The sequence below is a fragment of the Alkalibacillus silvisoli genome (genome assembly GCF_039521975.1).
Classification (GTDB): domain Bacteria; phylum Bacillota; class Bacilli; order Bacillales; family Alkalibacillaceae; genus Alkalibacillus; species Alkalibacillus silvisoli.
Map to the genome: position 1 here is coordinate 91,603 of NZ_BAAACZ010000009.1, position 21,058 is coordinate 112,660.

Annotated in this window: 20 protein-coding genes and 3 other annotated features; of the genes, 18 read left to right on the plus strand and 2 right to left on the minus strand. The window is 36.3% G+C overall.

The genetic code is table 11. From position 1 onward, the window contains the following. Positions 1 to 18 precede the first annotated feature (18 nt). From ABDZ63_RS04615 to ABDZ63_RS04665, 11 genes are all read left to right on the plus strand, one after another. On the plus strand, positions 19 to 1,404 hold the full coding sequence (locus tag ABDZ63_RS04615; protein WP_343782092.1) for a replication initiation and membrane attachment family protein: 1,386 nt from the start codon (positions 19 to 21) through the stop codon (positions 1,402 to 1,404). A gap of 16 nt (positions 1,405 to 1,420) precedes the next feature. Next, on the plus strand, positions 1,421 to 2,353 hold the full coding sequence (gene dnaI / locus ABDZ63_RS04620; protein ID WP_343782093.1) for a primosomal protein DnaI: 933 nt from the start codon (positions 1,421 to 1,423) through the stop codon (positions 2,351 to 2,353). Positions 2,354 to 2,431: 78 nt separating this feature from the next. After that, complete coding sequence (ytxC, locus tag ABDZ63_RS04625; protein WP_343782096.1) at positions 2,432 to 3,247, plus strand: sporulation protein YtxC; 816 nt, start codon at positions 2,432 to 2,434, stop codon at positions 3,245 to 3,247. Positions 3,248 to 3,318: 71 nt separating this feature from the next. Next, positions 3,319 to 3,547 (plus strand) — a binding site (T-box leader). Between the two features lie 93 nt (positions 3,548 to 3,640). Then, a complete protein-coding gene (thrS, locus tag ABDZ63_RS04630; RefSeq protein WP_343782097.1) occupies positions 3,641 to 5,581 on the plus strand; it encodes a threonine--tRNA ligase in 1,941 nt (646 codons plus the stop codon). Between the two features lie 99 nt (positions 5,582 to 5,680). Further along, positions 5,681 to 5,830: a sequence feature (ribosomal protein L20 leader region), on the plus strand. 73 nt (positions 5,831 to 5,903) lie between these two features. After that, positions 5,904 to 6,407 (plus strand): translation initiation factor IF-3, encoded by a 504-nt coding sequence (infC, locus tag ABDZ63_RS04635; protein WP_343782098.1) that lies wholly within the window; start codon positions 5,904 to 5,906, stop codon positions 6,405 to 6,407. A 35-nt stretch (positions 6,408 to 6,442) separates the two neighbouring features. Then, a complete protein-coding gene (rpmI, locus tag ABDZ63_RS04640; RefSeq protein WP_343782099.1) occupies positions 6,443 to 6,640 on the plus strand; it encodes a 50S ribosomal protein L35 in 198 nt (65 codons plus the stop codon). 44 nt (positions 6,641 to 6,684) lie between these two features. Beyond that, on the plus strand, positions 6,685 to 7,041 hold the full coding sequence (rplT, locus tag ABDZ63_RS04645; RefSeq protein WP_343782100.1) for a 50S ribosomal protein L20: 357 nt from the start codon (positions 6,685 to 6,687) through the stop codon (positions 7,039 to 7,041). Positions 7,042 to 7,184: 143 nt separating this feature from the next. Next, positions 7,185 to 7,439, plus strand: a complete 255-nt coding sequence (locus ABDZ63_RS04650) for a DUF1294 domain-containing protein (RefSeq protein ID WP_343782101.1) — start codon at positions 7,185 to 7,187, stop codon at positions 7,437 to 7,439. Positions 7,440 to 7,511: 72 nt separating this feature from the next. Then, complete coding sequence (locus ABDZ63_RS04655) at positions 7,512 to 8,090, plus strand: TVP38/TMEM64 family protein (protein ID WP_343782102.1); 579 nt, start codon at positions 7,512 to 7,514, stop codon at positions 8,088 to 8,090. Positions 8,091 to 8,129: 39 nt separating this feature from the next. Further along, positions 8,130 to 8,618 carry a dUTP diphosphatase gene (locus ABDZ63_RS04660; RefSeq protein ID WP_343782104.1) on the plus strand — a complete coding sequence of 163 codons (489 nt, stop codon included), beginning with the start codon at positions 8,130 to 8,132 and terminating at the stop codon, positions 8,616 to 8,618. A gap of 91 nt (positions 8,619 to 8,709) precedes the next feature. Further along, positions 8,710 to 9,795 (plus strand): M42 family metallopeptidase, encoded by a 1,086-nt coding sequence (locus ABDZ63_RS04665; protein WP_343782105.1) that lies wholly within the window; start codon positions 8,710 to 8,712, stop codon positions 9,793 to 9,795. Between the two features lie 63 nt (positions 9,796 to 9,858). On the opposite strand, the gene sspI is transcribed toward ABDZ63_RS04665, so the two are convergent. Continuing rightward, positions 9,859 to 10,071, minus strand: coding sequence for a small acid-soluble spore protein SspI (gene sspI, locus ABDZ63_RS04670; RefSeq protein WP_343782107.1), 213 nt, complete (start codon positions 10,069 to 10,071; stop codon positions 9,859 to 9,861). 93 nt (positions 10,072 to 10,164) lie between these two features. Between sspI and ABDZ63_RS04675 the strand changes: the two genes are divergently transcribed. The 3 genes from ABDZ63_RS04675 to pheT all read left to right on the plus strand — a co-directional run bounded on the left by ABDZ63_RS04675 (position 10,165) and on the right by pheT (position 14,757). Next, entirely contained in the window at positions 10,165 to 10,917 is a 753-nt protein-coding gene (locus tag ABDZ63_RS04675; RefSeq protein WP_343782108.1) for a TrmH family RNA methyltransferase, read from the plus strand. A 47-nt stretch (positions 10,918 to 10,964) separates the two neighbouring features. Then, positions 10,965 to 11,204 (plus strand) — a binding site (T-box leader). Between the two features lie 74 nt (positions 11,205 to 11,278). Beyond that, positions 11,279 to 12,313 carry a phenylalanine--tRNA ligase subunit alpha gene (pheS, locus tag ABDZ63_RS04680; RefSeq protein WP_343782110.1) on the plus strand — a complete coding sequence of 345 codons (1,035 nt, stop codon included), beginning with the start codon at positions 11,279 to 11,281 and terminating at the stop codon, positions 12,311 to 12,313. Positions 12,314 to 12,327: 14 nt separating this feature from the next. Further along, positions 12,328 to 14,757, plus strand: a complete 2,430-nt coding sequence (gene pheT / locus ABDZ63_RS04685; protein WP_343782111.1) for a phenylalanine--tRNA ligase subunit beta — start codon at positions 12,328 to 12,330, stop codon at positions 14,755 to 14,757. Between the two features lie 264 nt (positions 14,758 to 15,021). Here the strand turns inward: pheT and rnhC are convergent, their stop codons facing one another. Continuing rightward, entirely contained in the window at positions 15,022 to 15,936 is a 915-nt protein-coding gene (gene rnhC / locus ABDZ63_RS04690; RefSeq protein ID WP_343782112.1) for a ribonuclease HIII, read from the minus strand. Between the two features lie 138 nt (positions 15,937 to 16,074). Here rnhC and zapA point away from each other — a divergent pair, with 138 nt between their 5' ends. The 4 genes from zapA (at position 16,075) to ABDZ63_RS04710 (ending at position 21,023) form a co-directional block, all read left to right on the plus strand. Next, the gene (gene zapA, locus ABDZ63_RS04695; protein ID WP_343782113.1) at positions 16,075 to 16,338 is read left to right on the plus strand and encodes a cell division protein ZapA; all 264 of its coding nucleotides are present in this window, start codon (positions 16,075 to 16,077) and stop codon (positions 16,336 to 16,338) included. Between the two features lie 2 nt (positions 16,339 to 16,340). Then, on the plus strand, positions 16,341 to 16,874 hold the full coding sequence (locus ABDZ63_RS04700) for a CvpA family protein (RefSeq protein WP_343782114.1): 534 nt from the start codon (positions 16,341 to 16,343) through the stop codon (positions 16,872 to 16,874). A 77-nt stretch (positions 16,875 to 16,951) separates the two neighbouring features. Continuing rightward, positions 16,952 to 18,673, plus strand: a complete 1,722-nt coding sequence (gene polX / locus ABDZ63_RS04705; protein WP_343782115.1) for a DNA polymerase/3'-5' exonuclease PolX — start codon at positions 16,952 to 16,954, stop codon at positions 18,671 to 18,673. After that, positions 18,666 to 21,023, plus strand: a complete 2,358-nt coding sequence (locus ABDZ63_RS04710; protein WP_343782116.1) for an endonuclease MutS2 — start codon at positions 18,666 to 18,668, stop codon at positions 21,021 to 21,023. The genes polX and ABDZ63_RS04710 overlap by 8 nt, the downstream gene beginning before the upstream one ends. The last annotated feature ends 35 nt before the right edge of the window (positions 21,024 to 21,058 follow it).

Below are 21,058 nucleotides of genomic sequence, written 5' to 3' on the forward strand. Positions count from 1 at the left end.
AGAAACAAGAGGGGAGTGATGATCGTGCAAGAGCGGATGAAGCATTTATTACCTAATGATCAAATGCAAATAATTAAGCAAACAACGTTTTTTGAAGATGCGGATTCTGTTCTAACACTGCTTTATCAGCCGTTAATCGGCAAGGAGAGTGTGGCTTTATATCAAGCCTTGTGGCGCTCATCGACCTCCCAATTATCACAATCACAAATCTCGCATCATTATATGATGAGTCTTTTAAATATAACATTAGATGATCTATATGAAGCGCGTAAAAAGCTTGAAGGAATTGGGTTATTAAAGTCATTTAAAGAAGAGGATAGTTTCCGGACTTTTTATTATTTATTAAGACGGCCTGTTTCGGCTTTTCAATTTTTTGATCATCCAACTCTATCAGTTTTATTAGAACATCACGTTGGAAAAGAAGCGCATCAACAATTACAAAAGCGACTTGCACCAAAACCTTCAATATCATCAAACGTAGAAGATGTGACTCTTAGTTTTGATGATGTATTTACAACTGTCGCACATAAAAAACAGCCCCCTAAAAGAGAAGCTGATGAATCACTGGTTATTCAAACTGACTTGCCATTAGAATGGTTATACAAAATGCTAACTCAACAACAAATAGAACCGAAAAATATTCTAACGAATGCTAATTTGAATTACATGGAAAAAATAATCAAAATCTATGATGTTGACTATTTAGAGTTGGAGAAGGCATTGCTTTGGGCTGTAAATGAGGATGCAGGTTTTGACCGTCAAGAATTTCTTGATATGTGTAAAGATATTTATTATAAAAAGCATGGTACGGTCCCACCACGATTGTATACAAAAGGACAAGCACATAAAGTAGGTCAGGATGAGGTAGTAGAGGCAACGTCCAATGAACAACCTGAATCGAAACAGAACCAATTGATTCAACATTTTGACCAAATTACCCATCGTGAATTGCTAGAGGACCATTCAAGTTCTGGAATCGCTTCAATGAAAGAGATTGAAATGATTACGAATCTAATGGAAGAGCATGGATTATCCCAACCTGTTATGAATGTATTAGTTCACTACGTATTAAAGAAAAATGGGAATAAATTAAATCGTAATTATATGGATACAATAGCTGCCCATTGGAGTCGTGAAGGTGTAAATACAGCTAAAGCTGCAATGGATATGGCGAAGAAGGAACATCATATGTATCAAACGTGGCAACAAAAAAAGAAACAAAAACAGCAGAAATCTACAAGTAAATCTAAGGAAGTATTACCGAAATGGTTTAAAGAGCAAAAACAACAAAAAAACGAACCTCAAAAAACAGATGAAAATAAAAAACTAGAAGATTCAAAAATAGAAGATTCAAATGAGGATTTAGAAGCTTTCTTTAAAAGCTTTTCACAATCGAAACAATGAATGAAGGATGATTTTAATGGAACCCATTCAATCTACGCTCAAAAACTGGTTGAAAAATAACGATCATTTTCAAGCATCGATGAAAGAAATGCGAGATAAAGTGTTATCTTCAGAACGTGTCAAAAAGTTATTAAAAGAACACCCAGAACTAACTGAAAGCCAAATTGAGTCACAATTAATGAAGTTGTATGAATATGACGATCAATCACTTAACTGTGAGAAGTGTAAGTCATTACAAAGTTGTATTAATGTCATTCCAGGTTACGTTCCAGAAGCCCGAGTACAAAGCGGAAAAGTTAAGTTAATCTATCATGAATGCCAAAGAAAAGAAAAAGAACTTTATATGCAAAAGCAACGCTCTTTTGTTCAAAGCTTACACATGCCAAGAGAGATTCATGAAGCATCTTTCTCTCAAATAAAACTAGATGCTTACGGAAGAACAGAAGCCCTCCAAAAAGTACAGCAGTTTTATGAACGTGGGGATCAACTACCTAATAAAGGTTTATATTTGCATGGGAGTTTTGGAGTTGGAAAAACTTATTTATTAGCTGCTTTAGCTAATGAGTTAGCTAAAAAACAAATTGACACACTCTTAATTTTTATGCCTGAATTTGTTAGGGAAATGAAAGCATCGATTACAGACTCAACGATTAATCAAAAGATTGACAAATTTAAACGTGCATCAGTTTTAATTTTTGATGATATTGGTGCTGAATTTTTATCTCCGTGGTTTAGAGATGAAGTATTAGGTGCAATTTTACAGTTTCGAATGATGGAACGTCTTCCTGTATTTTTTACATCGAATTATGATTTAAATGAACTAGAGAAAATGTTAGCCAAAGCAGGACGAGGTGACGTTGAGGAACTTAAAGCGGCTCGTATTATGGAGCGAATTAGTCAAGTGAGTGAACCTGTACAAGTAACCGGAGCAAATCATCGCGACCAATAAATATTGGTCGCTTCTTTCATGTTTTCAAACTTGCTTTCATAAACTGTAATACCTTGTTCTATGAAAGAGGGATGTGGAGTGAAAGAAACAAGTTTAGTATTTAAAAATGAGTACGAAGCAAAACAGTTTTACTTGTACTTAATGACAGTTAACTTCAAAGGAAATGTACATGCTTACGAAAATACTGTTTGGTTGTCCAATAATTTATTTGTGAAGCGGACGAGCTTAGTTGATTTAATTTTTCCGTATATTTTAGATACTTATGTACCTAGAATTTCACAAAAGATTTTACGAGAGGCTTATTATTTTGATGATGATGAGATTGAGCAAATCATACCATTTGTCGTTTCATTAAGTACTGCTCCAAAAATGTTGCACAGTGAATTGAATGATTCACTGTATGAACGATTAGTTCATTATATTTTTAATCAAGAGAATACAACAAGTTTAGAAATGGAACATCTTTATGAACAACTCTTTTCTCAAGAAGGGGATTGGTATGAAATCGTTGGGTTTGGCATTGAAGAATGGCAAGGTGAGTTACATTTTCAAGATCGAATGGAGCAGTTGAGAAGCTTTATTGATGGTCAAGAGCCTTATTATGAGCATGTTATTGTTTATTACAAGCAAGATGCTATTTTGTTTGAAGGTAATGGTAAGTTAATTCAAGATCAGATTCTATCATCTGCGACAACTCCGTTTCAAGAAATTATGGACCAAACGAAAGTGATCGGTAAATTATTAGCGATTGCTCCGAATCGAGTGGATGTTTATGCTTCAAATGATCGCATTCATGAAATTTATAGTCTAATGAACATTTTCCAAGAAAGAGTTTGTCTATACCCGATTAATCAATTTCCGCATTATTTTGAAATGAATAATAAAAGACAATAAATAATCTGTGAAGTTAGCTCTTGATTTTCCTACTTAACATCGTTATAATACGTACATAATAAAGTAAATACGGTTATGCATTGAAGAGGACAAGAGCAATTTGATCCAACTTTACAGAAAAGAAAGCCTTGGCTGCGAGCTTTCAAGTATGACTTATTGTTTACCACCTCCGAGCATTCATTGTGAACTTGAACTTGTATACAATTCTAGCAATGAACGTCTATCGGCGATAACGATCTCTTGAGAGCTGCATGGTGCAGAATCAGGGTGGAACCACGGGTATAAACACTCGTCCCTTTTATATTAAGGGATGAGTGTTTTTTGTTTTATAAAACAGCTTTTGTACGAGTCACATCAGACGTCAAAGTAAATAAGTGGAAAGGTGGATGTAAAATGAGTGAAATGATTCAGATCAAGTTCCCAGATGGAAATGCTAAGGAGTTTCCAAAGGGTACGACGATAGAAAATATAGCAGGGGATATAAGCTCTGGGTTGAAAAAGCAGGCATTAGCCGGTAAATTCAACGGCGAAATGGTTGATTTAAGAACCGAACTTCATCAAGATGGAGACATTCAAATCATCACATACCGCGACGATGACGGCATCGACGTTTTAAGGCACTCAACTGCTCATTTAATGGCACAAGCAATTAAACGATTGTATGGCGATGTGAAATTAGGAGTAGGACCAGTCATTGAGGGTGGTTTCTATTATGATTTAGACATGGAAGATACAATTACACCTGAAGATCTACCAAAAATCGAAAAAGAAATGAAAAAAATAGTCGATGAAGCATTAGAAATTAGAAGGGTAGATGTATCTCGTGAAGAGGCTCAACAACGCTATCAAGAAATTGGTGATGATTTAAAGCTTGAATTAATCAATGATATTAAAGAAGGTGAACAAGTTTCGATCTATGAACAAGGTGAATTCTTTGACCTTTGCCGTGGAGTCCATGTGCCGCATACAGGTAAAATTAAAATATTTAAACTGTTATCAATCTCAGGTGCGTATTGGCGCGGTGATAGCGATAATAAAATGCTTCAACGTATTTACGGAACAGCGTTTGAGAAAAAAGGTCAATTAGAAGAACATTTACGTCTCCTTGAAGAAGCGAAAGAGCGTGATCACCGTAAATTAGGTAAAGAACTTGAAATCTTTACTGTTTCACAAAAAGTTGGCCAAGGTCTACCGTTATGGTTACCTAAAGGAGCAACAATTCGTCGTACAATTGAAAGGTACATTGTCGACATTGAAGAGCGTTTAGGTTATGACCATGTCTATACACCAGTGTTAGGTAGTGTTGATTTATATAAAACGAGTGGACATTGGGACCATTATCAAGATGATATGTTCCCAACTATGGAGATGGATAATGAAGACTTAGTGCTTCGACCAATGAACTGCCCACACCATATGATGGTATATAAAAATCAATTACACAGTTATCGTAATCTACCTGTTCGTATTGCTGAGCTTGGTACAATGCATCGTCATGAAATGTCAGGTGCATTGGCTGGTTTACAACGTGTACGTGGGATGACGTTAAATGATGCTCATATCTTTGCACGTCCTGATCAATTAAAAGATGAATTTACTCGAGTTGTACGGCTGATCCAAAACGTGTATAAAGATTTTGGAATTAATGATTATTACTTCCGCTTATCTTATCATGACAAAGACGATAAGGAGAAGTACGTGGATAACGATGAAATGTGGAATACAGCAGAAGCTTTATTAAAAGAAACAATGGAAGAGATGGAGTTAGATTATGTGGAAGCATCTGGAGAGGCGGCATTCTATGGTCCAAAGCTAGACGTTCAAGTTAAAACTGCCCTTGGCAAAGATGAGACTTTATCAACAGTTCAGCTTGACTTCCTTCAGCCAGAGCGCTTTGACTTAACTTATATCGGTGAAGACGGTAAAGAGCACCGCCCAGTTGTTATTCACCGTGGAGTTGTTTCAACAATGGAACGTTTCGTTGCATTCTTAATTGAAGAATATAAAGGCGCTTTCCCAACATGGTTATCACCAGAACAAGTCCGTATAATTCCTGTATCGTTAGAAGCGCATATGGATTATGCGAAAAAAGTTCAAGAGAAGTTACAGTATGAAGGCGTACGTGTTGAGCTAGATGTACGAGATGAAAAATTAGGTTATAAAATTCGTGAATCCCAGACACAAAAAATTCCATACTCACTTGTATTAGGTGATCATGAGATGAATGAAGAAGCGGTTAATATTCGTAAATATGGTGAGAAAGATAGTGAAACCATCTCATTAGATGAATTCACTCAATCTATTGTTGACGAAATAAATAATCGTAAGCTATAATTTTAAGGCAGTCTGCTTCTAGCATGGCTGCCTTATTTAGTACTTGACATTTATGTTTCACCTCGTTATACTAGATAAGGTAATTAAATAAGGCGAATTAAAGACAAGTAGAAGCACCCGCTTCTCACCTGATTGACGCATATAGCAGTTGACAGGTTTGATTAATTTTCTATTTTATACGTGAGATGCGTATAGATTAACGAAATTAGTGTGTGGGTGCAGTATGTGTACCGACACTTTTTTTATGGTTAATACAATAACACTTGTCAGTACGCCTTAATTTTCTAAGAATTTTTGGAGGTGGCTCACTATTAGCAAGGATATGAATGTTAATGAGGGCATTCGCGCGAAAGAATTGCGACTCATTGATGTGAATGGTGAACAATTAGGAGTAAAATCACGTCAAGAAGCATTGGACATTGCTGAAACGGCAAACTTAGACCTTGTCTTAGTTGCACCAAATGCAAAACCGCCAGTTGCTCGTATTATGGATTACGGTAAATACCGTTTTGAACAACAGAAGAAAGAAAAAGAGCAGCGTAAAAAGCAAAAAATTATTAACGTAAAAGAAGTACGTCTAACACCGCAGATTGAAGACCATGACTTTAACACAAAAGCTCGCAATGCTCAAAAGTTCCTTAAAAAAGGTGATAAAGTTAAAGTTAGCGTTCGTTTCCGTGGCCGTGCTATTACGCACAAAGAGTTAGGTCAACAAGTACTTGAGCGTTTTGCTGAGGCATGCAGTGATTTAAGCACAGTTGAGACAAAGCCTAAAATGGAAGGTCGTAACATGTTCTTAATGCTTGCTCCAACAAACGAAAAATAAGGTGAGCAACAACATCATTTAAGGAGGATTTCATTATGCCAAAAATGAAGACGCATAAAAGTTCACAAAAGCGTTTTAAGAAGACTGGTACAGGAAAGTTCAAGCGTTCTCACGCTTTCACAAGCCACTTATTCCGTAATAAGACAAAGGCTCAAAAGCGTCGCTTAGCTAAGAGCGGAATCGTTCATAAAAGTGACGAAGCTCGTTTAAACAAATTAATGCCTTATAAATAAGTTCGGATCAATAAATACTAAAAGGATTTACAGGAGGGATTACCATGCCACGTGTTAAAGGTGGAACAGTTACACGTCAGCGTCGTAAACGTACGTTGAAGTTAGCTAAAGGTTATTATGGTTCTAAAAGAACGTTATTCAAAACAGCAAAACAACAAGTGATGAAGTCAGGTCAGTATGCGTACCGTGACCGTCGTCAAAAGAAGCGTGACTTCCGTAAACTATGGATCGCTCGTATTAACGCAGCTGCACGTATGAACGACATTACGTATAGCCGTTTAATGCACGGGCTAAAGCTTGCTGGTGTTGAAGTTAACCGTAAAATGCTAGCAGACTTAGCTGTTAACGATGAAAAAGGCTTTGCTGAATTAGCTACTAAAGCAAAAACAGCTTTAAAATAATGAGATTAAAAGAGTTGCCTACTGATATTGGGCAACTCTTTTTTGGTATATAATAAAGTAAATAAGTGCTTGAAAAGGCTTTTGACTGCAATTTAAGGTTTGCTATTTGAAAAGGTATTTATATGAATGAAGAGGGATGAGGTATGGAAATATTTTTGTATATATTAGTCGGAATTGCAAGTATAATAGGTTTCTTCATGATGGGGCTTGATAAAAGTTATGCAAGAAAAAAGAAATGGCGTATTCCTGAAAGAACGTTTTGGGTAACGGCATTAGTTGGTGGTGCCCCTGGTGCTTGGTTTGGGATGATTTACTTTCGCCATAAAACTAAACATGTACTATTTCAGTATGGTATGCCGCTACTGACAATTGGTTGGATGTTAATCTTACTCTACTAATTCTATGTCATAAAGGCTCGTCTATTGTCATAAGGTATAGTGATCACATATAACATTGGAGGGGCCTAAGGAATGGAAAACATAATGACTTGGGTACAGCAAGTGGATCATCACGTTGCAATATTTGCTCCAGCAGTATTTATTATGTTCCACATCATACGCCCTTTTTTATTTATTCCTGTTGCATTTATCTGTATAACAGGTGGATTGTTCTTTGGCATTACATATGGTGCTATATACTCGTTAATTGGTGTTACCTTATCAAGTATAATGTTTTATTTCATGATGCAAAAAATGCCCATTCTCTGTAAGAGGTTAAGTCGTCTCCGTGAGCGGTTGTTTGGTCAGCACCAACAATTAAGTGTACCGCAAGTTGTCTTGTTAAGAATGACTCCTTTTATTCATTTTCATCTAATTTCATTGTTAATTATCGAGATGTCGAGAAATTTTAAAGAATATACTAAGCTTTCGATTTTATCAAACATTCCTTTAGCGGTGATTTATACAACGTTTGGAAATTGGATTCAATCACTACAATGGCAATATATAATAACCATCTTAATGGTTATTTTACTTTTCTTTTACTTACTTCGAAGAAAAGAAATTGTTTTGAAATGGGAAGATTTTTTTGCAACAACCCCACAAAGGTGACACAATAATTAAAACAAACAACAAAGGTGGTAAGTAATAATGGATTGGAATCGACTTTATGAACTTCAATTTGAACTGGATGAAAGAATTATGCAATCACTTTCTAAATCTCGAAGTGAAATTTATTTAGATAAAGTGTTAGCTTTAATGGTTGAGGTTGGAGAGTTAGCGAATGAAACACGTTGTTTTAAATATTGGAGTCAAAGAGCAGCTAGTAGCCGTGAAATTATTTTAGAAGAATATGTTGATGGTGTTCACTTTATATTATCTTTAGGGCTTGATTATGATTACCGCTATAATGAACATAAACTAGACTTACCCCGAGTTCAGTTATTAACAGAAGGGTTTCATTTAGTTTATAACCGAATTGAACAATTTAAACAAGCTCCCTTAGAAAGTCATTATCTACAACTTATGAATGCTTATCTAGCTTTAGGAGAGTTGTTATCTTTTTCAACAGATGAAGTTGTGAACGCTTACTTAGAAAAAAATGAAGAAAACCATCAAAGACAAGAACAGGGTTATTAAATAGGAAATACCTCAGAAATTTTGAGAATTTTTCATGAAAACGTTATAATGGACAAGGTGTCGAAAAATTTTTAAAAAAGGAGGATTCAGCATGGCAAAATTAGATGAACAATTAACAATGCTGAAAGATTTAACTGATGCAAAAGGGATCCCAGGTAATGAAAAAGAAGCACGTGAAGTAATGGAGAAATACATAAGCCCTTATGCAGATGAGGTAAAGACTGACCATCTTGGAAGTTTAATTGCGAAAAAAGTGGGCCAAGAAAACGGACCGAAAATTATGGTTGCTGGCCACTTAGATGAAGTAGGTTTTATGGTTACTCGTATTGATGACAAAGGGTTCTTATACTTCCAAACAGTTGGTGGATGGTGGAATCAGGTAATGCTTGCACAACGTGTTACAATTACAACACGTAAAGGTGATGTTACAGGTGTAATTGGTTCAAAACCACCACACATACTATCAGCAGAAGCGCGTAAAAAGCCAGTAGAGATCAAAGATATGTTTATTGATATTGGGGCTTCTAGTAAGGAAGAAGCAGCAGAATTTGGTGTCCGTCCAGGCGACTCAATCGTTCCTTATTTTGACTTTACTGTTATGAATAATGACAAACTTCTACTTGCTAAAGCATGGGATAACCGTATTGGTTGTGCGATTGCTATTGATGTATTAAAGCAATTACAAGGTGAAGACCACCCTAACGAAGTTTATGGGGTTGGAACAGTTCAAGAAGAAGTAGGCCTACGTGGTGCTCGTACATCTGCTCATGCGGTTAAGCCAGACATTGGCTTTGGCGTTGATGTTGGAATTGCTGGCGATATGCCAGGCGTATCTGATAAAGATGCTGCAGCTAAACTGGGCGATGGACCGCAAATCATTTTATATGATGCGTCTATGATTTCTCATAAAGGTGTACGTGATTTCGTTGTAGATACTGCAGAGGAACATGAGATCCCGTTCCAGTTTGATTCAATGGCTGGTGGTGGTACAGATTCAGGTGCAATCCATTTAACAGCTAATGGTGTACCTTCTTTATCTATTACTGTTCCAACACGTTATATCCATTCTCACGCAGCGATGTTACATCGTGATGATTATGAGAATGCTGTGAAATTAATTGTTGAAGTTATTAAAAAGCTAGACAGCAAAACAGTAGAAAATATTACGTTTAACTAAATCCTAAAACAAGTAACAGGCTGAAACGATTATTCAGCCTGTTACTTTTATGTGTGGTTGATGCTAAAGTTTTCCGACCTCTTCTTCGAGCTTATTTAAAACAGCTTCTTTCTCATCATTTGAAGCTTCCTGCCAATACATTTCGAATAATACGCCGAGTCCTGGTAACATTTTCTCTTCACCACTTTGTATCGCTTCAGAAATGGTCGCTTCTAATTGTTCTTCATCATGTCCTGCGACATTGTTTTTAACAGCTTGTCTTAGATTTAAATCCACATGAACACCTCTATTCTCACATTTATTTATAGTTTGACCAATTATAATAATAGTATGTATGATATATATACAAATTATAGAGGAGCATATGTCATGTTTATTGAATCAAGACAAAACCAACGTGTTAAAAGGTGGAAAAAACTACATAAGAAGAAATACCGTGACCAAGAACAATCGTTTTTAGTCGAAGGATGGCACCTTATTGAAGAAGTGCTTAATAGTGACTGGACACCTCAAGAGCTAATTGTATTAGAAGGTATAGAGTATCCAACTATATGGGAAAGATATCCAATATACACAGTTACCCAAGCGGTATTTGATGAGGTCTCTCAAACTGAATCTCATCAGGGTGTTTTAGCTGTTGTTTCTCAAAATGAGTCAGATCACAAACCCACTTATCATAAACTTTTATTAATTGATTCTGTACAAGACCCTGGAAATTTAGGAACGATTATTCGAAGTGCCGTAGCCTTTAATATTGATGCGGTCGTAGTAGGACAGGATTCTGTTGACCTATACAATGATAAAGTTGTTCGTTCGACTCAAGGTGCGTTGTTTCATTTACCAATTATAAGAGATGAGCTGTCACGTTGGCTTGATTATTGTCATAACCATAATATCAAAGTTTATGGAACTGCATTGGATGAGCAGGCGTTATCTCTATCTCAAGTTCAACCCTCAGAAAAATATGCAGTCATAGTTGGTAATGAGGGTTCTGGTGTAAGTGAAACATTATTAAATTCAGCTGATGAAACGGTTTATATCCCAATTGCGACAAAGAGTGAATCGTTAAATGTCGGTGTTGCCACAAGCATTGTTTTATATCATTTTTCTCAAGCGACTTGATAATTCTGAGGAATTTATCTATAATACATGTTTAGAAGATATGAAAAATAAAAGCTAAGAATGAGCCAAGTAATCGACCGATTGATACGTTTAAATAGGGACAGAAACCATCGACTGAAAGTTTCTGACTCGTACGGTTAGATGAATTTCACTCACGAGCTGGCACTTGGACCTTACACTTCTTGTAAGTAAAGGTAGCCCGGGGATTACCTCGTTAATAAAATGAAGTGGGTATATATAGGTATACCAACTAGGGTGGTAACACGGCATAACAACTCGTCCCTTAATTTTAAGGGGCGAGTTTTTTGTTTTTGTTTATAAAGAATATATTATATTGGCTTATGTAAAGGAGGACATTAGCATGAAAGAACGCTTAGAAACGTTAAAAGAAGAAGCGTTAGATCAAGTAAAATCAGTAACAGAACAACAGGCATTACAAGACATACGTATTCATTATTTAGGTAAGAAAGGTCAAATAACAGAAGTCCTTAAAGGAATGGGGAAGTTAGCTAAAGAAGAACGTCCGATCATTGGTCAAATAGCCAATGAAGTTAGGGATGTTATAACAGAAGCAATTGAGTCTAAAAAGGAAAAACTAGAACAAGAAGCAGTAGAAAACCAACTGCGAGAAGAAACCATTGACGTGACATTACCAGGAAAGTCAGCGCAAGTAGGTGGTTCTCACTTATTAATGAGCGTTATTCGTGACATTGAAGATTTGTTTACGAGTATGGGTTATCAAGTGGCTGAGGGCCCTGAGGTTGAAACTGATTATTACAACTTTGAAGCTTTGAATTTACCAAAAGGACACCCAGCTCGTGACATGCAAGACTCATTCTACATTACAGAAGAGTTATTAATGCGTACTCATACATCACCAGTTCAAGCTCGTACGATGAATAAACACGAAGGTAAAGGCCCAGTTAAAATTATTTGTCCAGGTAAAGTTTATCGTCGTGATACAGATGATGCGACGCACTCACATCAGTTTACTCAAATTGAAGGTTTATATGTGGATGAAAATATTCGTATGAGTGATTTAAAAGGGACATTAAATGCATTAGCTAAACATTTATTCGGTGAAGACCGCGAAATCCGCTTGCGCCCAAGTTTTTTCCCGTTTACAGAACCTTCTGTTGAAATGGATATTTCATGTAAAGTGTGCTCTGGTAAAGGTTGCTCAGTATGTAAGAAGACAGGGTGGATTGAAATTCTAGGAGCTGGATTAGTCCATCCGAATGTTCTTGAAATGGCAGGATTTGACCCACAGAAGTATTCAGGCTTTGCTTTTGGAATGGGTCCTGAACGCATAGCTATGCTGAAGTACGGTATTGAGGATATTCGTCATTTCTATACGAATGATGTTCGTTTCTTAAAACAATTCCATCGTGTTTAAAGGAGGATTTAGGTATGTTTATTTCAACGAATTGGTTAAAACAATATGTTGATCTTAGTCACGTATCAATTAATCAACTAGCTGAAGATATTACGAAAACAGGTGTCGAAGTAGAGCAAGTATTCCCACCAATTATGGATGATGATCATTTAGTAGTTGGCTACGTTAAGGAATGCAAAAAACACCCGAATGCAGATAAATTAAACTTATGCCAAGTAGATGTTGGTGCGGGTGAAGTGTCACAAATTGTTTGTGGTGCAGCGAATGTTAAGGAAGGTCAATACGTCATTGTTGCTAAACCAGGTGCTTTATTACCAGGAGATTTTAAAATTAAAAAAGCGAAGTTACGTGACGAAAAGTCTGAGGGAATGATTTGTTCACTTCAAGAACTAGGAGTAGATGAGAAATACATTGATGAAGCGTATAAAGATGGTATTTATGTGATTCATGAAGAGGTTGTAGCGGGTCAACCAGCAGCTCCTTTACTTAATTTAAATGATTCTATTATCGAGTTTGACCTAACGCCAAACCGTTCTGATTGCTTAAGCATGATTGGTATGGCATATGAAGTGGCTGCGATTTATAACAAAGACTTATCTCTTCCAAATGTTCAACTAGAAGAAGCAGAAGAGCAATCGAGTGATTATATTAGTGTTGAGATTGATGACCAACAAGCTAATCCATATTATGGTGCTTGGATTATTAAAGATTTACAAATTAAACCTTCACCATTATGGTTGCAAAATCGTTTAATTAGTTCAGGTATTCGCCCGATTAATAACGTTGTTGATGTGACGAACTATATATTACTTGAATATGGTCAACCACTTCACGCATTTGATTATGACCGTTTCGGTTCTAATAAGGTGGTCACGCGTTTAGCTCAAGAAGGCGAAACGATTAAAACATTAGATGGTGAAGAGCGTACATTAGCTAATCATCATTTAGTTATTACAAATGGTGAAGAAGCCCATGCGATTGCGGGTGTTATGGGTGGTGAGAAATCAGAAGTACAAGATGATACGACAACTGTATTATTAGAAGCAGCATATTTCAACCCCAAAACCATTAGACAAAGCTCTAAAGATCATGGTCTTCGAAGTGAAGCAAGCGTTCGTTTTGAAAAAGGAATAGACATAACACGGGTGAAAGAAGCAGCAAGTCGAGCTGCTCAATTGTTAGCTGAATTAGGAGGCGCACAAGTATTAGGGTCTATAGTTGAAGAAGGATCGACAGAATGGACGCATGAAAAAGTTACATTTAACCAAGATGAGATGGAGAACCGCATTGGTGTTAAAATCTCGATGGATCAATTGACATCGATTATTGAACGACTGCAATTTGATTATGAAACTGATGGAAAAACTATTACAGTCACAGCACCTCCGCGTCGTCAAGATATAAAAATTAAAGAAGATATGATTGAAGAAATTGCGCGATTGTATGGCTATGACAACATTCCTTACACTTTACCAACAGGTGAAATGAGTCAAGGTGGTTTAACAGAACGTCAAAAGCTATTACGAGAAGTACACGATTATCTACAATCAGCTGGTCTATATGAAGCGGTCACTTATTCATTAACAACGGAGAGTAAAGCATGTCGTTTTATAAGCCCTGATGTTGCAATGTTGAATGTAACACCAGTTAAATTAGCGATGCCAATGAGTGACTTACACAGCCATTTACGATTAAGCGCTATTCCAGAATTATTAACAAGCTTACAATACAATGTAGCACGTAACCAATACAACGTAGGGTTGTATGAGTTAGGGTCAATTTATACTCAAACAAATGGTGAAAAGACACAACCAGATGAACGAACTCGAATATCAGCAGCTATTACAGGACTGTGGGAAAATCACGCTTGGCAAGGTGTTCAAAAGCCAGTAGATTTCTTCGTTTTAAAGGGGATTTTAGAAGGTTTATTTGATTACTTAGCTATTGAAAATGTTGAATTTGAACAAGTGCAGTTAGAAGAGCTTCATCCTGGGCGTACTGCTCTTGTGAAGGTAGATGATGAAACGGTTGGTTATATTGGTCAAGTCCATCCAACAGTACAAAAGGAACATGACTTACAAGAAACATATGTCTTTGATTTAAACCTTGATGAGATCTTACAAGCGACAAATACACGTGAAGGTTATAAACCTATTACGAAGTACCCAGCTACTTCTCAAGACTTAGCGTTTGTTGTAAATCAAGAGGTTGCACAAGCCCAGCTAGAGAAAGCTATTATCGCCCAAGGACAACCACACCTTCAATCAGTTCGTGTCTTTGATGTTTATGAAGGTGAACATATGGAAAAAGGAAAGAAGTCGATCGCCTTTAACCTCATTTTCCAAAATAACGAACGTACGCTAAAAGATGAAGAGATAGAAGAGGCAAGAGGAGCAATTGTGAATCAATTAGAAAAAGAATTTGACGCCGTTTTAAGAGGGTAATAAGAGGTTGGGACAAAAGGGTTGAAGTGTGGTGAAAACCCGAACGTTTAGTATTTCACCTTAGTTGACCAGTTACTTAGCGGAATCAAAATGCGTAGACTCCTGCGGGTGCAAAAGGCAAGGGTGAGACCCCACAGTGCGTAGTACGAGTAGGCCCACCCGCCGCCTCGCGGAAAGCGAAGTGTTTTGATGGAGCGATGATTAGAAAACAAAACCCGAACGAAATTATAATTTCGTTCGGGTTTTGTGTATTCATGCTTAGTTTTATCTCAGTCTCTTTGCCTTTTGTGTATTTCCAAAGTGGACTTTACCTATTTCATTTAAATATGGCTCACCTTTAGAGTTAATAATTCGTTTAATTTGTTGATCTACTTTATTTGATGCCCCTTTTTGTAACTTAAAACCAACTAAAGATGAAAGCCTATCCATTTCTTGAACAAAGCGATAACGGGCTAACATCGATGCAGCAGCCACACACGTTGATTGACTTTCTGCTTTCGTTAAAAAGGTTATGTTTTGGTGAGGTGTATCATTTGATGCTTTAATGTTGTTGTAATAAACTTTAGGCTCACAAAATTGGTCGATCACAATACCGTTTGGTGTTGTCGTTTCTAATTTATTTAACACATGTTGAATGGCATGATGGTGCATCCAAGCTTTCATACGGACTTGTGACCATTTTTTTTCTTTTAATTGATTATATTTTTCGTTGTTTAATGTTACGGTACTATAAATGATCTCTGTTTTTAAAATATCTTTAACAATCGATGCAATTGTATTGTCATTCATGCTCTTAGAGTCTTTTACACCTAATTCTCTAAGAAGAGCTTGTTGGCGTTCAGTCGCATAGACAGCACTGACTGTAATTGGACCAAAGTAATCACCCGTACCTGCCTCATCTGAACCAATATGGTCTTGTTTGAGTACTTCTAATGATTGATTTGAATTCGTTTTTTGAGTTTTCTTAGGTTGTGGATTAACGTCCCATAGGCTAGCTTCCTCAGCGTGTGAAGAACCCTGAAACATGACTTTACCAGATTTGTACGCTGTAATGGTACATCCATTTTGTTTAGCGGCAAATACCGTATGTGGTGGCTGTTTATTCATTTTGTTAGCTTCGTAATGTTTTTTGATTTGATTTAAAGTTTGCTGGTTCACTTTAATGACAGTTTGTCCCATATTAAACTCCTTTTAGTATCTCAATCTCGATTAAGTATATCATTTGTATTTAGAGTCCGCACGTATGTTGAGCACTTTCCTAAATTGATGTAAACGTGTTACTATATTGTTTAGAATAACGGTGAGGAGGCTCCCTTGATGTCTGATTCTGAAAAAAATAAAATAACCGTAGAAATACATAACCGCAAATATACCGTTGTCGGCGAAGAATCACCAGAACAGATTAAAATGGTTGCGAGTTTAGTTGATCAAAAAATGGATGAGATTCAATATTCAAAACCTTCATTTGATACGACACAATTAGCTGTTTTAACAGCACTAAATACGATGAATGATTATTTGAAATTAAAACAAGACTATGAGGCATTACTACAAAAAGAGAGGAAAGAGGATCGTAAATAATTATGTTCGATATAATCCTATTAATACTATTAATATTCGGTTTTTTACTAGGCCTAAAACGAGGCTTTATATTACAATTAATGCATTTAGCAGGCTTTGTAGTAGCTTTTATTGTTGCGCGTCTTTATTATCAAGATTTAGCTGATTTAATTGAACTTTGGATTCCTAACCCGAATACAGCTGATGACCATTTTTGGGGAGCTTTAATGAGTGGTAGTGGAATGGTTGATGTATTTTATAATGGCGTTGCATTTATTATTATTTTTATCATTGTGAAAATATTAATGCAGGTACTTGCTAATATGTTAGATTTTGTGGCTAACATTCCTATTTTAAATAGCTTGAATAACTTCTTAGGTGCTATCATTGGGTTCATTGAAATGTATGTCATCATCTTTGTTCTACTTTTCTTATTATCTATAGTGTCTGTTGGGTTTGTTCAAGACTTAATACAAAATTCAGCAATTGCATCGTTTATGATTGAGAATACCCCCGTATTATCTGAACTGATTAAAAATACGTGGTTTGAAGATTAAGGTTTTAATTAGAGGTTACTCACAAGGGGCAACCTCTTTTCTTTTGTTAAGACCAAACGACAAAGGTGGTCATAATTATGGACAAAAAACAAGTTATTAAACATTTAGAAACAATCGCAATTTATTTAGAGTTAAAAGGTGAAAATGCTTTTAAAATATCTGCTTATCGAAAAGCAGCACAGGCGTTAGAAAGAGATGATCGTTCTTTGGGAGAAATAGATGATCTTGGCTCTTTACAAGGTGTGGGTAAAGGGACAAAAGCTGTTATTGAAGAATTTATTGAACAGGGTAAGACCAATACGTTAAATCAGTTAACTGAGGAGGTCCCAGCAGGTTTAATTCCTTTGTTAAAATTACAAGGGCTCGGTGGCAAGAAGCTTTCAAGGCTTTATCATGAGTTAGGTGTTGTTGATGAAGCGACTTTAAGAGAAGCTTGTGAAAGTGGACAAGTTGAAGTGCTAAGTGGATTCGGCAAGAAGTCAGTAGAAAAAATACTTAAAGCAATTGATGAATATGGCTCTAGACCTGAACGTCTACCTATTTCATCAGTCATTCCTCTTTATGAGGTCATTCGTACTCAACTTGAAACGACTGAAGGTGTCGAACGTTATGCTATTTCTGGTAGTTATCGACGCTTAAGAGAAGATGTTAAAGACTTAGATTTTATTATTGCAACGAAAAATCCAGAACAAGTAGCTAATCAATTAGTACAATTAGCTAATGTGAAAGAAGTTGTTTCAAAAGGTACAACTAAAGTAACCGTTGTGATTACAGGTGAATGGGATGTTTCTGTTGATTTTAGGTTGGTAGAACCAGACGCTTTTGTGACAACATTACACCATTTTACAGGGTCAAAAGATCATAATGTAGAGATGAGACGTTTAGCTAAACAACAAGGTTATAAAATTAGTGAGTATGGTGTTGAAGATAGTGAAACAGGACAATTGCATACCTTTGAAAGTGAGCAGCAGTTTTTTGAATTTTTAGGGTTAGATTATATCCCACCTGAATTACGCGAAACAGGCGAAGAAGTAGAATCTAAAATACCAGAACTAGTCGAACTAGCTGACATTAATGGTGACCTTCATATGCACACAACCTGGAGTGATGGAGCACAATCAGTTGAAGAGATGATTAATAAATCAAGAAGCTATGGTTATGAGATAATCGCTATTACAGACCATTCTAAATATTTACAAGTCGCTAATGGATTAAATGAAACGAGATTAAGAAAGCAGCGTGAGGTTATCCGTGAGATGAATGAGAAGTATGAAGATATAACCGTTTTAGCAGGTGTTGAAATGGATATATTGCCTAATGGTGATTTAGATTTCGACAATCAATTCTTAAGTGAAATGGACTTTGTCATTGCATCTATTCATTCGCACTTCAATCAAAGTGAAGAAGAAATTATGAACCGTTTAGAACAAGCAATTTCTAATCCTTATGTGGATATGATCGCTCATCCAACTGGTCGATTAATAGGTAGGCGGAAAGGGTATCCTGTCGATCTTAATAGGTTTATTGACCTAGCAGTTGAAAATAATACAATTATAGAATTAAATGCCAATCCAAATCGTTTGGATTTAACTTGGAGCTGGCTCAGAGCGGCTCAGGAAAAAGGAGCAACGATTGCAATTAATACTGATGCCCATAATTATAAAATGTTAGACGACATGAAAGTGGGTGTACAAGCAGCCAGGAAAGGTTGGATTGAAAAAGATACGGTGATCAATACTTGGTCAGCGAAAGAAATTCAACACTTTTTGAAAAAGAAAAAAGGTGAGTTAAGTGAATGATAAAATATTATATCAATTAGAATTCAAGAAGATTATTGAGCAATTAAGTGAGAAAGCTGAGACGAGTTTAGGTAAGGATTTTGCAACCAAGATCACGCCTTCTTCTAATTTATCTGAAGTTCAAAAATGGCATGATGAAACAGATGAAGGAGTACAGGTATTACGTATAAAAAACCATGTTCCTTTAGGAGGAATAACAGATATAAGGCCCCATATTAAGCGTGCGAGTATTGGCGGTATGTTAAAAGCATCTGAATGTTTAGAAGTGGCTAGTACGATTTATGGTTCAAAGCAAATTAAAAAGTTTGTTGAGGCTTTAGAAGAAGAAGAGATTCAAACCCCTATTTTAGTAGGTTGGTGTGAGCAAATCTCTAATTTGAATAATTTAGAACGCTCCATTAAAAATTGTATAGATGATTATGGTCAAGTGATGGACGGCGCTTCTAGTAAGTTAAGGACGATTCGTAGTCAAATTAGGTCATATGAGAGTAGAATTCGTGATCGCTTAGATGGTTATACGAAATCAAAGAGCCAAATGTTATCCGATGCAATCGTAACCATTCGTAATGACCGCTATGTCTTACCAGTAAAGGCAGAGTATCGAGGTAGTTTTGGTGGGATTGTCCATGACCAATCCTCATCAGGTCAGACACTGTTTATTGAGCCGCAATCTGTTGTTGATTTTAATAACAAACTTCAAGAATCACGTGTAGAAGAACAACATGAAATCGAGCGTATACTAGAATCATTATCGAGCTTAGTTTATGAAGATGCTGATTATTTACATGAGAATGTACGTGCTTTACAGCAAATTGATTTTATGTTTGCTAAAGCAAAATTATCGCGTAATATGAAAGCTTCTAAGCCGACTATGAATCAAGAAGGTCGTATTTTAATGAGGCAGGCGCGTCACCCTCTCATCTCTGATGATGAAGTCGTGAGTAACGACCTTGAGATAGGAGAAGATTTCACCGCAATTGTTATAACAGGTCCGAACACAGGTGGTAAGACAGTTACGTTAAAAATGGTCGGCTTATGTACATTAATGGCGCAATCTGGTTTACAAGTTCCTGCATTAGATGGTTGCGAGATGGCTGTTTTTGATCATGTGTTTGCCGATATTGGTGATGAACAATCAATTGAACAAAGTTTAAGCACATTTTCATCTCATATGACCAATATTGTTGATATACTAGATCGAATCAATAACAATTCATTAGTATTATTTGATGAATTAGGTGCCGGAACAGACCCACAAGAAGGCGCTGGATTAGCTATGTCTATTTTAGACTATGTTATTTCACATAATGCAAGGGTTATTGCAACAACACATTACCCAGAATTAAAAGCTTATGGATATAATCGTGATGAAGTGACAAATGCTTCAGTTGAATTTGATGTAGAGACATTAAAGCCAACATATAGGCTACTTTTAGGCGTGCCAGGGAGAAGTAATGCTTTTGATATTTCTAAGCGTCTAGGATTAAGTGATCAAGTCATTGACAAGGCGCAATCTATGGTTAGCGATGATTCAAGATCAGTTGAAAATATGATTGCTTCACTAGAAGAATCAAGGAATAAAGCGGAAAGAAATTATGATGAAGCGGCCAAAACGTTAGGTGAAGCAGAAGCTTATTTTGATTCACTTCAACATGAATATACCCAGTATTTAGCGAAAAAAGAACAATATGAACAGAAGGCGAAAGAAAAGGCACAAAGAATAATTGCAAATGCTGAAGAAGAAACAAAAGAGGTCATAGAAGAACTAAAGCAGTTGAAAAATCAAGAAAGTGTTAAAGAACACCATTTTATCGATGCACGTAAAAAGTTAGAACAACAAAAAGAAGGACTTCAAGACGCTAAACAGCCAAAACAATCAACAAAGAGTGCTTCAAAGAAAATTGAAAAGATATTGCCAGGTGATGAGGTACATGTTGCTACTTTTAATCAGTCAGGGCATATTGTCCAACAAGTCAACGAACAAGAATACGAAGTACAACTAGGAATTATGAAAATGAAAGTAGCGAAGGATCAACTTGAGTTTGTTAAACGTCCTGAGAAAGAAAAAACTAAACCTTTAGCTACAGTTAAAGGCCGCCAAGTACATGTAAAACCTGAGCTAGACTTAAGGGGACATCGGTTTGAAGAAGCGATTAACAAGTTAGAAAAGTATGTAGATGACGCCATTTTAGCAGGGTATCAACAAGTTTCAATTATCCACGGAAAAGGAACTGGCGCACTTATGAAAGGTGTACAGCAATTTGCTAAAGGGCATCGTTCAATCAAGAATTATGAATTTGGAAGTGCTAATGAAGGTGGTACAGGAGTTACAATCTTAAAGTTAAAATAAGTCTAAAACTACATGAATTGACATACTATGTTAGA

What these genes read in the sequence shown, in the direction of transcription:
- ABDZ63_RS04650 (WP_343782101.1), top strand. Translation starts at nt 7,185, where the DNA reads ATGGAAATATTTTTGTATATATTAGTCGGAATTGCAAGTATAATAGGT.
- ABDZ63_RS04615 (WP_343782092.1), top strand. Translation starts at nt 19, where the DNA reads ATGATCGTGCAAGAGCGGATGAAGCATTTATTACCTAATGATCAAATG.
- ABDZ63_RS04700 (WP_343782114.1), top strand. Translation starts at nt 16,341, where the DNA reads ATGTTCGATATAATCCTATTAATACTATTAATATTCGGTTTTTTACTA.
- pheS (WP_343782110.1), top strand. Translation starts at nt 11,279, where the DNA reads ATGAAAGAACGCTTAGAAACGTTAAAAGAAGAAGCGTTAGATCAAGTA.
- ABDZ63_RS04655 (WP_343782102.1), top strand. Translation starts at nt 7,512, where the DNA reads ATGGAAAACATAATGACTTGGGTACAGCAAGTGGATCATCACGTTGCA.
- thrS (WP_343782097.1), top strand. Translation starts at nt 3,641, where the DNA reads ATGAGTGAAATGATTCAGATCAAGTTCCCAGATGGAAATGCTAAGGAG.
- infC (WP_343782098.1), top strand. Translation starts at nt 5,904, where the DNA reads ATGAATGTTAATGAGGGCATTCGCGCGAAAGAATTGCGACTCATTGAT.
- ABDZ63_RS04660 (WP_343782104.1), top strand. Translation starts at nt 8,130, where the DNA reads ATGGATTGGAATCGACTTTATGAACTTCAATTTGAACTGGATGAAAGA.
- ABDZ63_RS04665 (WP_343782105.1), top strand. Translation starts at nt 8,710, where the DNA reads ATGGCAAAATTAGATGAACAATTAACAATGCTGAAAGATTTAACTGAT.
- rplT (WP_343782100.1), top strand. Translation starts at nt 6,685, where the DNA reads ATGCCACGTGTTAAAGGTGGAACAGTTACACGTCAGCGTCGTAAACGT.
- rnhC (WP_343782112.1), bottom strand. Translation starts at nt 15,936, where the DNA reads ATGGGACAAACTGTCATTAAAGTGAACCAGCAAACTTTAAATCAAATC.
- ABDZ63_RS04675 (WP_343782108.1), top strand. Translation starts at nt 10,165, where the DNA reads ATGTTTATTGAATCAAGACAAAACCAACGTGTTAAAAGGTGGAAAAAA.
- rpmI (WP_343782099.1), top strand. Translation starts at nt 6,443, where the DNA reads ATGCCAAAAATGAAGACGCATAAAAGTTCACAAAAGCGTTTTAAGAAG.
- pheT (WP_343782111.1), top strand. Translation starts at nt 12,328, where the DNA reads ATGTTTATTTCAACGAATTGGTTAAAACAATATGTTGATCTTAGTCAC.
- zapA (WP_343782113.1), top strand. Translation starts at nt 16,075, where the DNA reads ATGTCTGATTCTGAAAAAAATAAAATAACCGTAGAAATACATAACCGC.
- polX (WP_343782115.1), top strand. Translation starts at nt 16,952, where the DNA reads ATGGACAAAAAACAAGTTATTAAACATTTAGAAACAATCGCAATTTAT.
- dnaI (WP_343782093.1), top strand. Translation starts at nt 1,421, where the DNA reads ATGGAACCCATTCAATCTACGCTCAAAAACTGGTTGAAAAATAACGAT.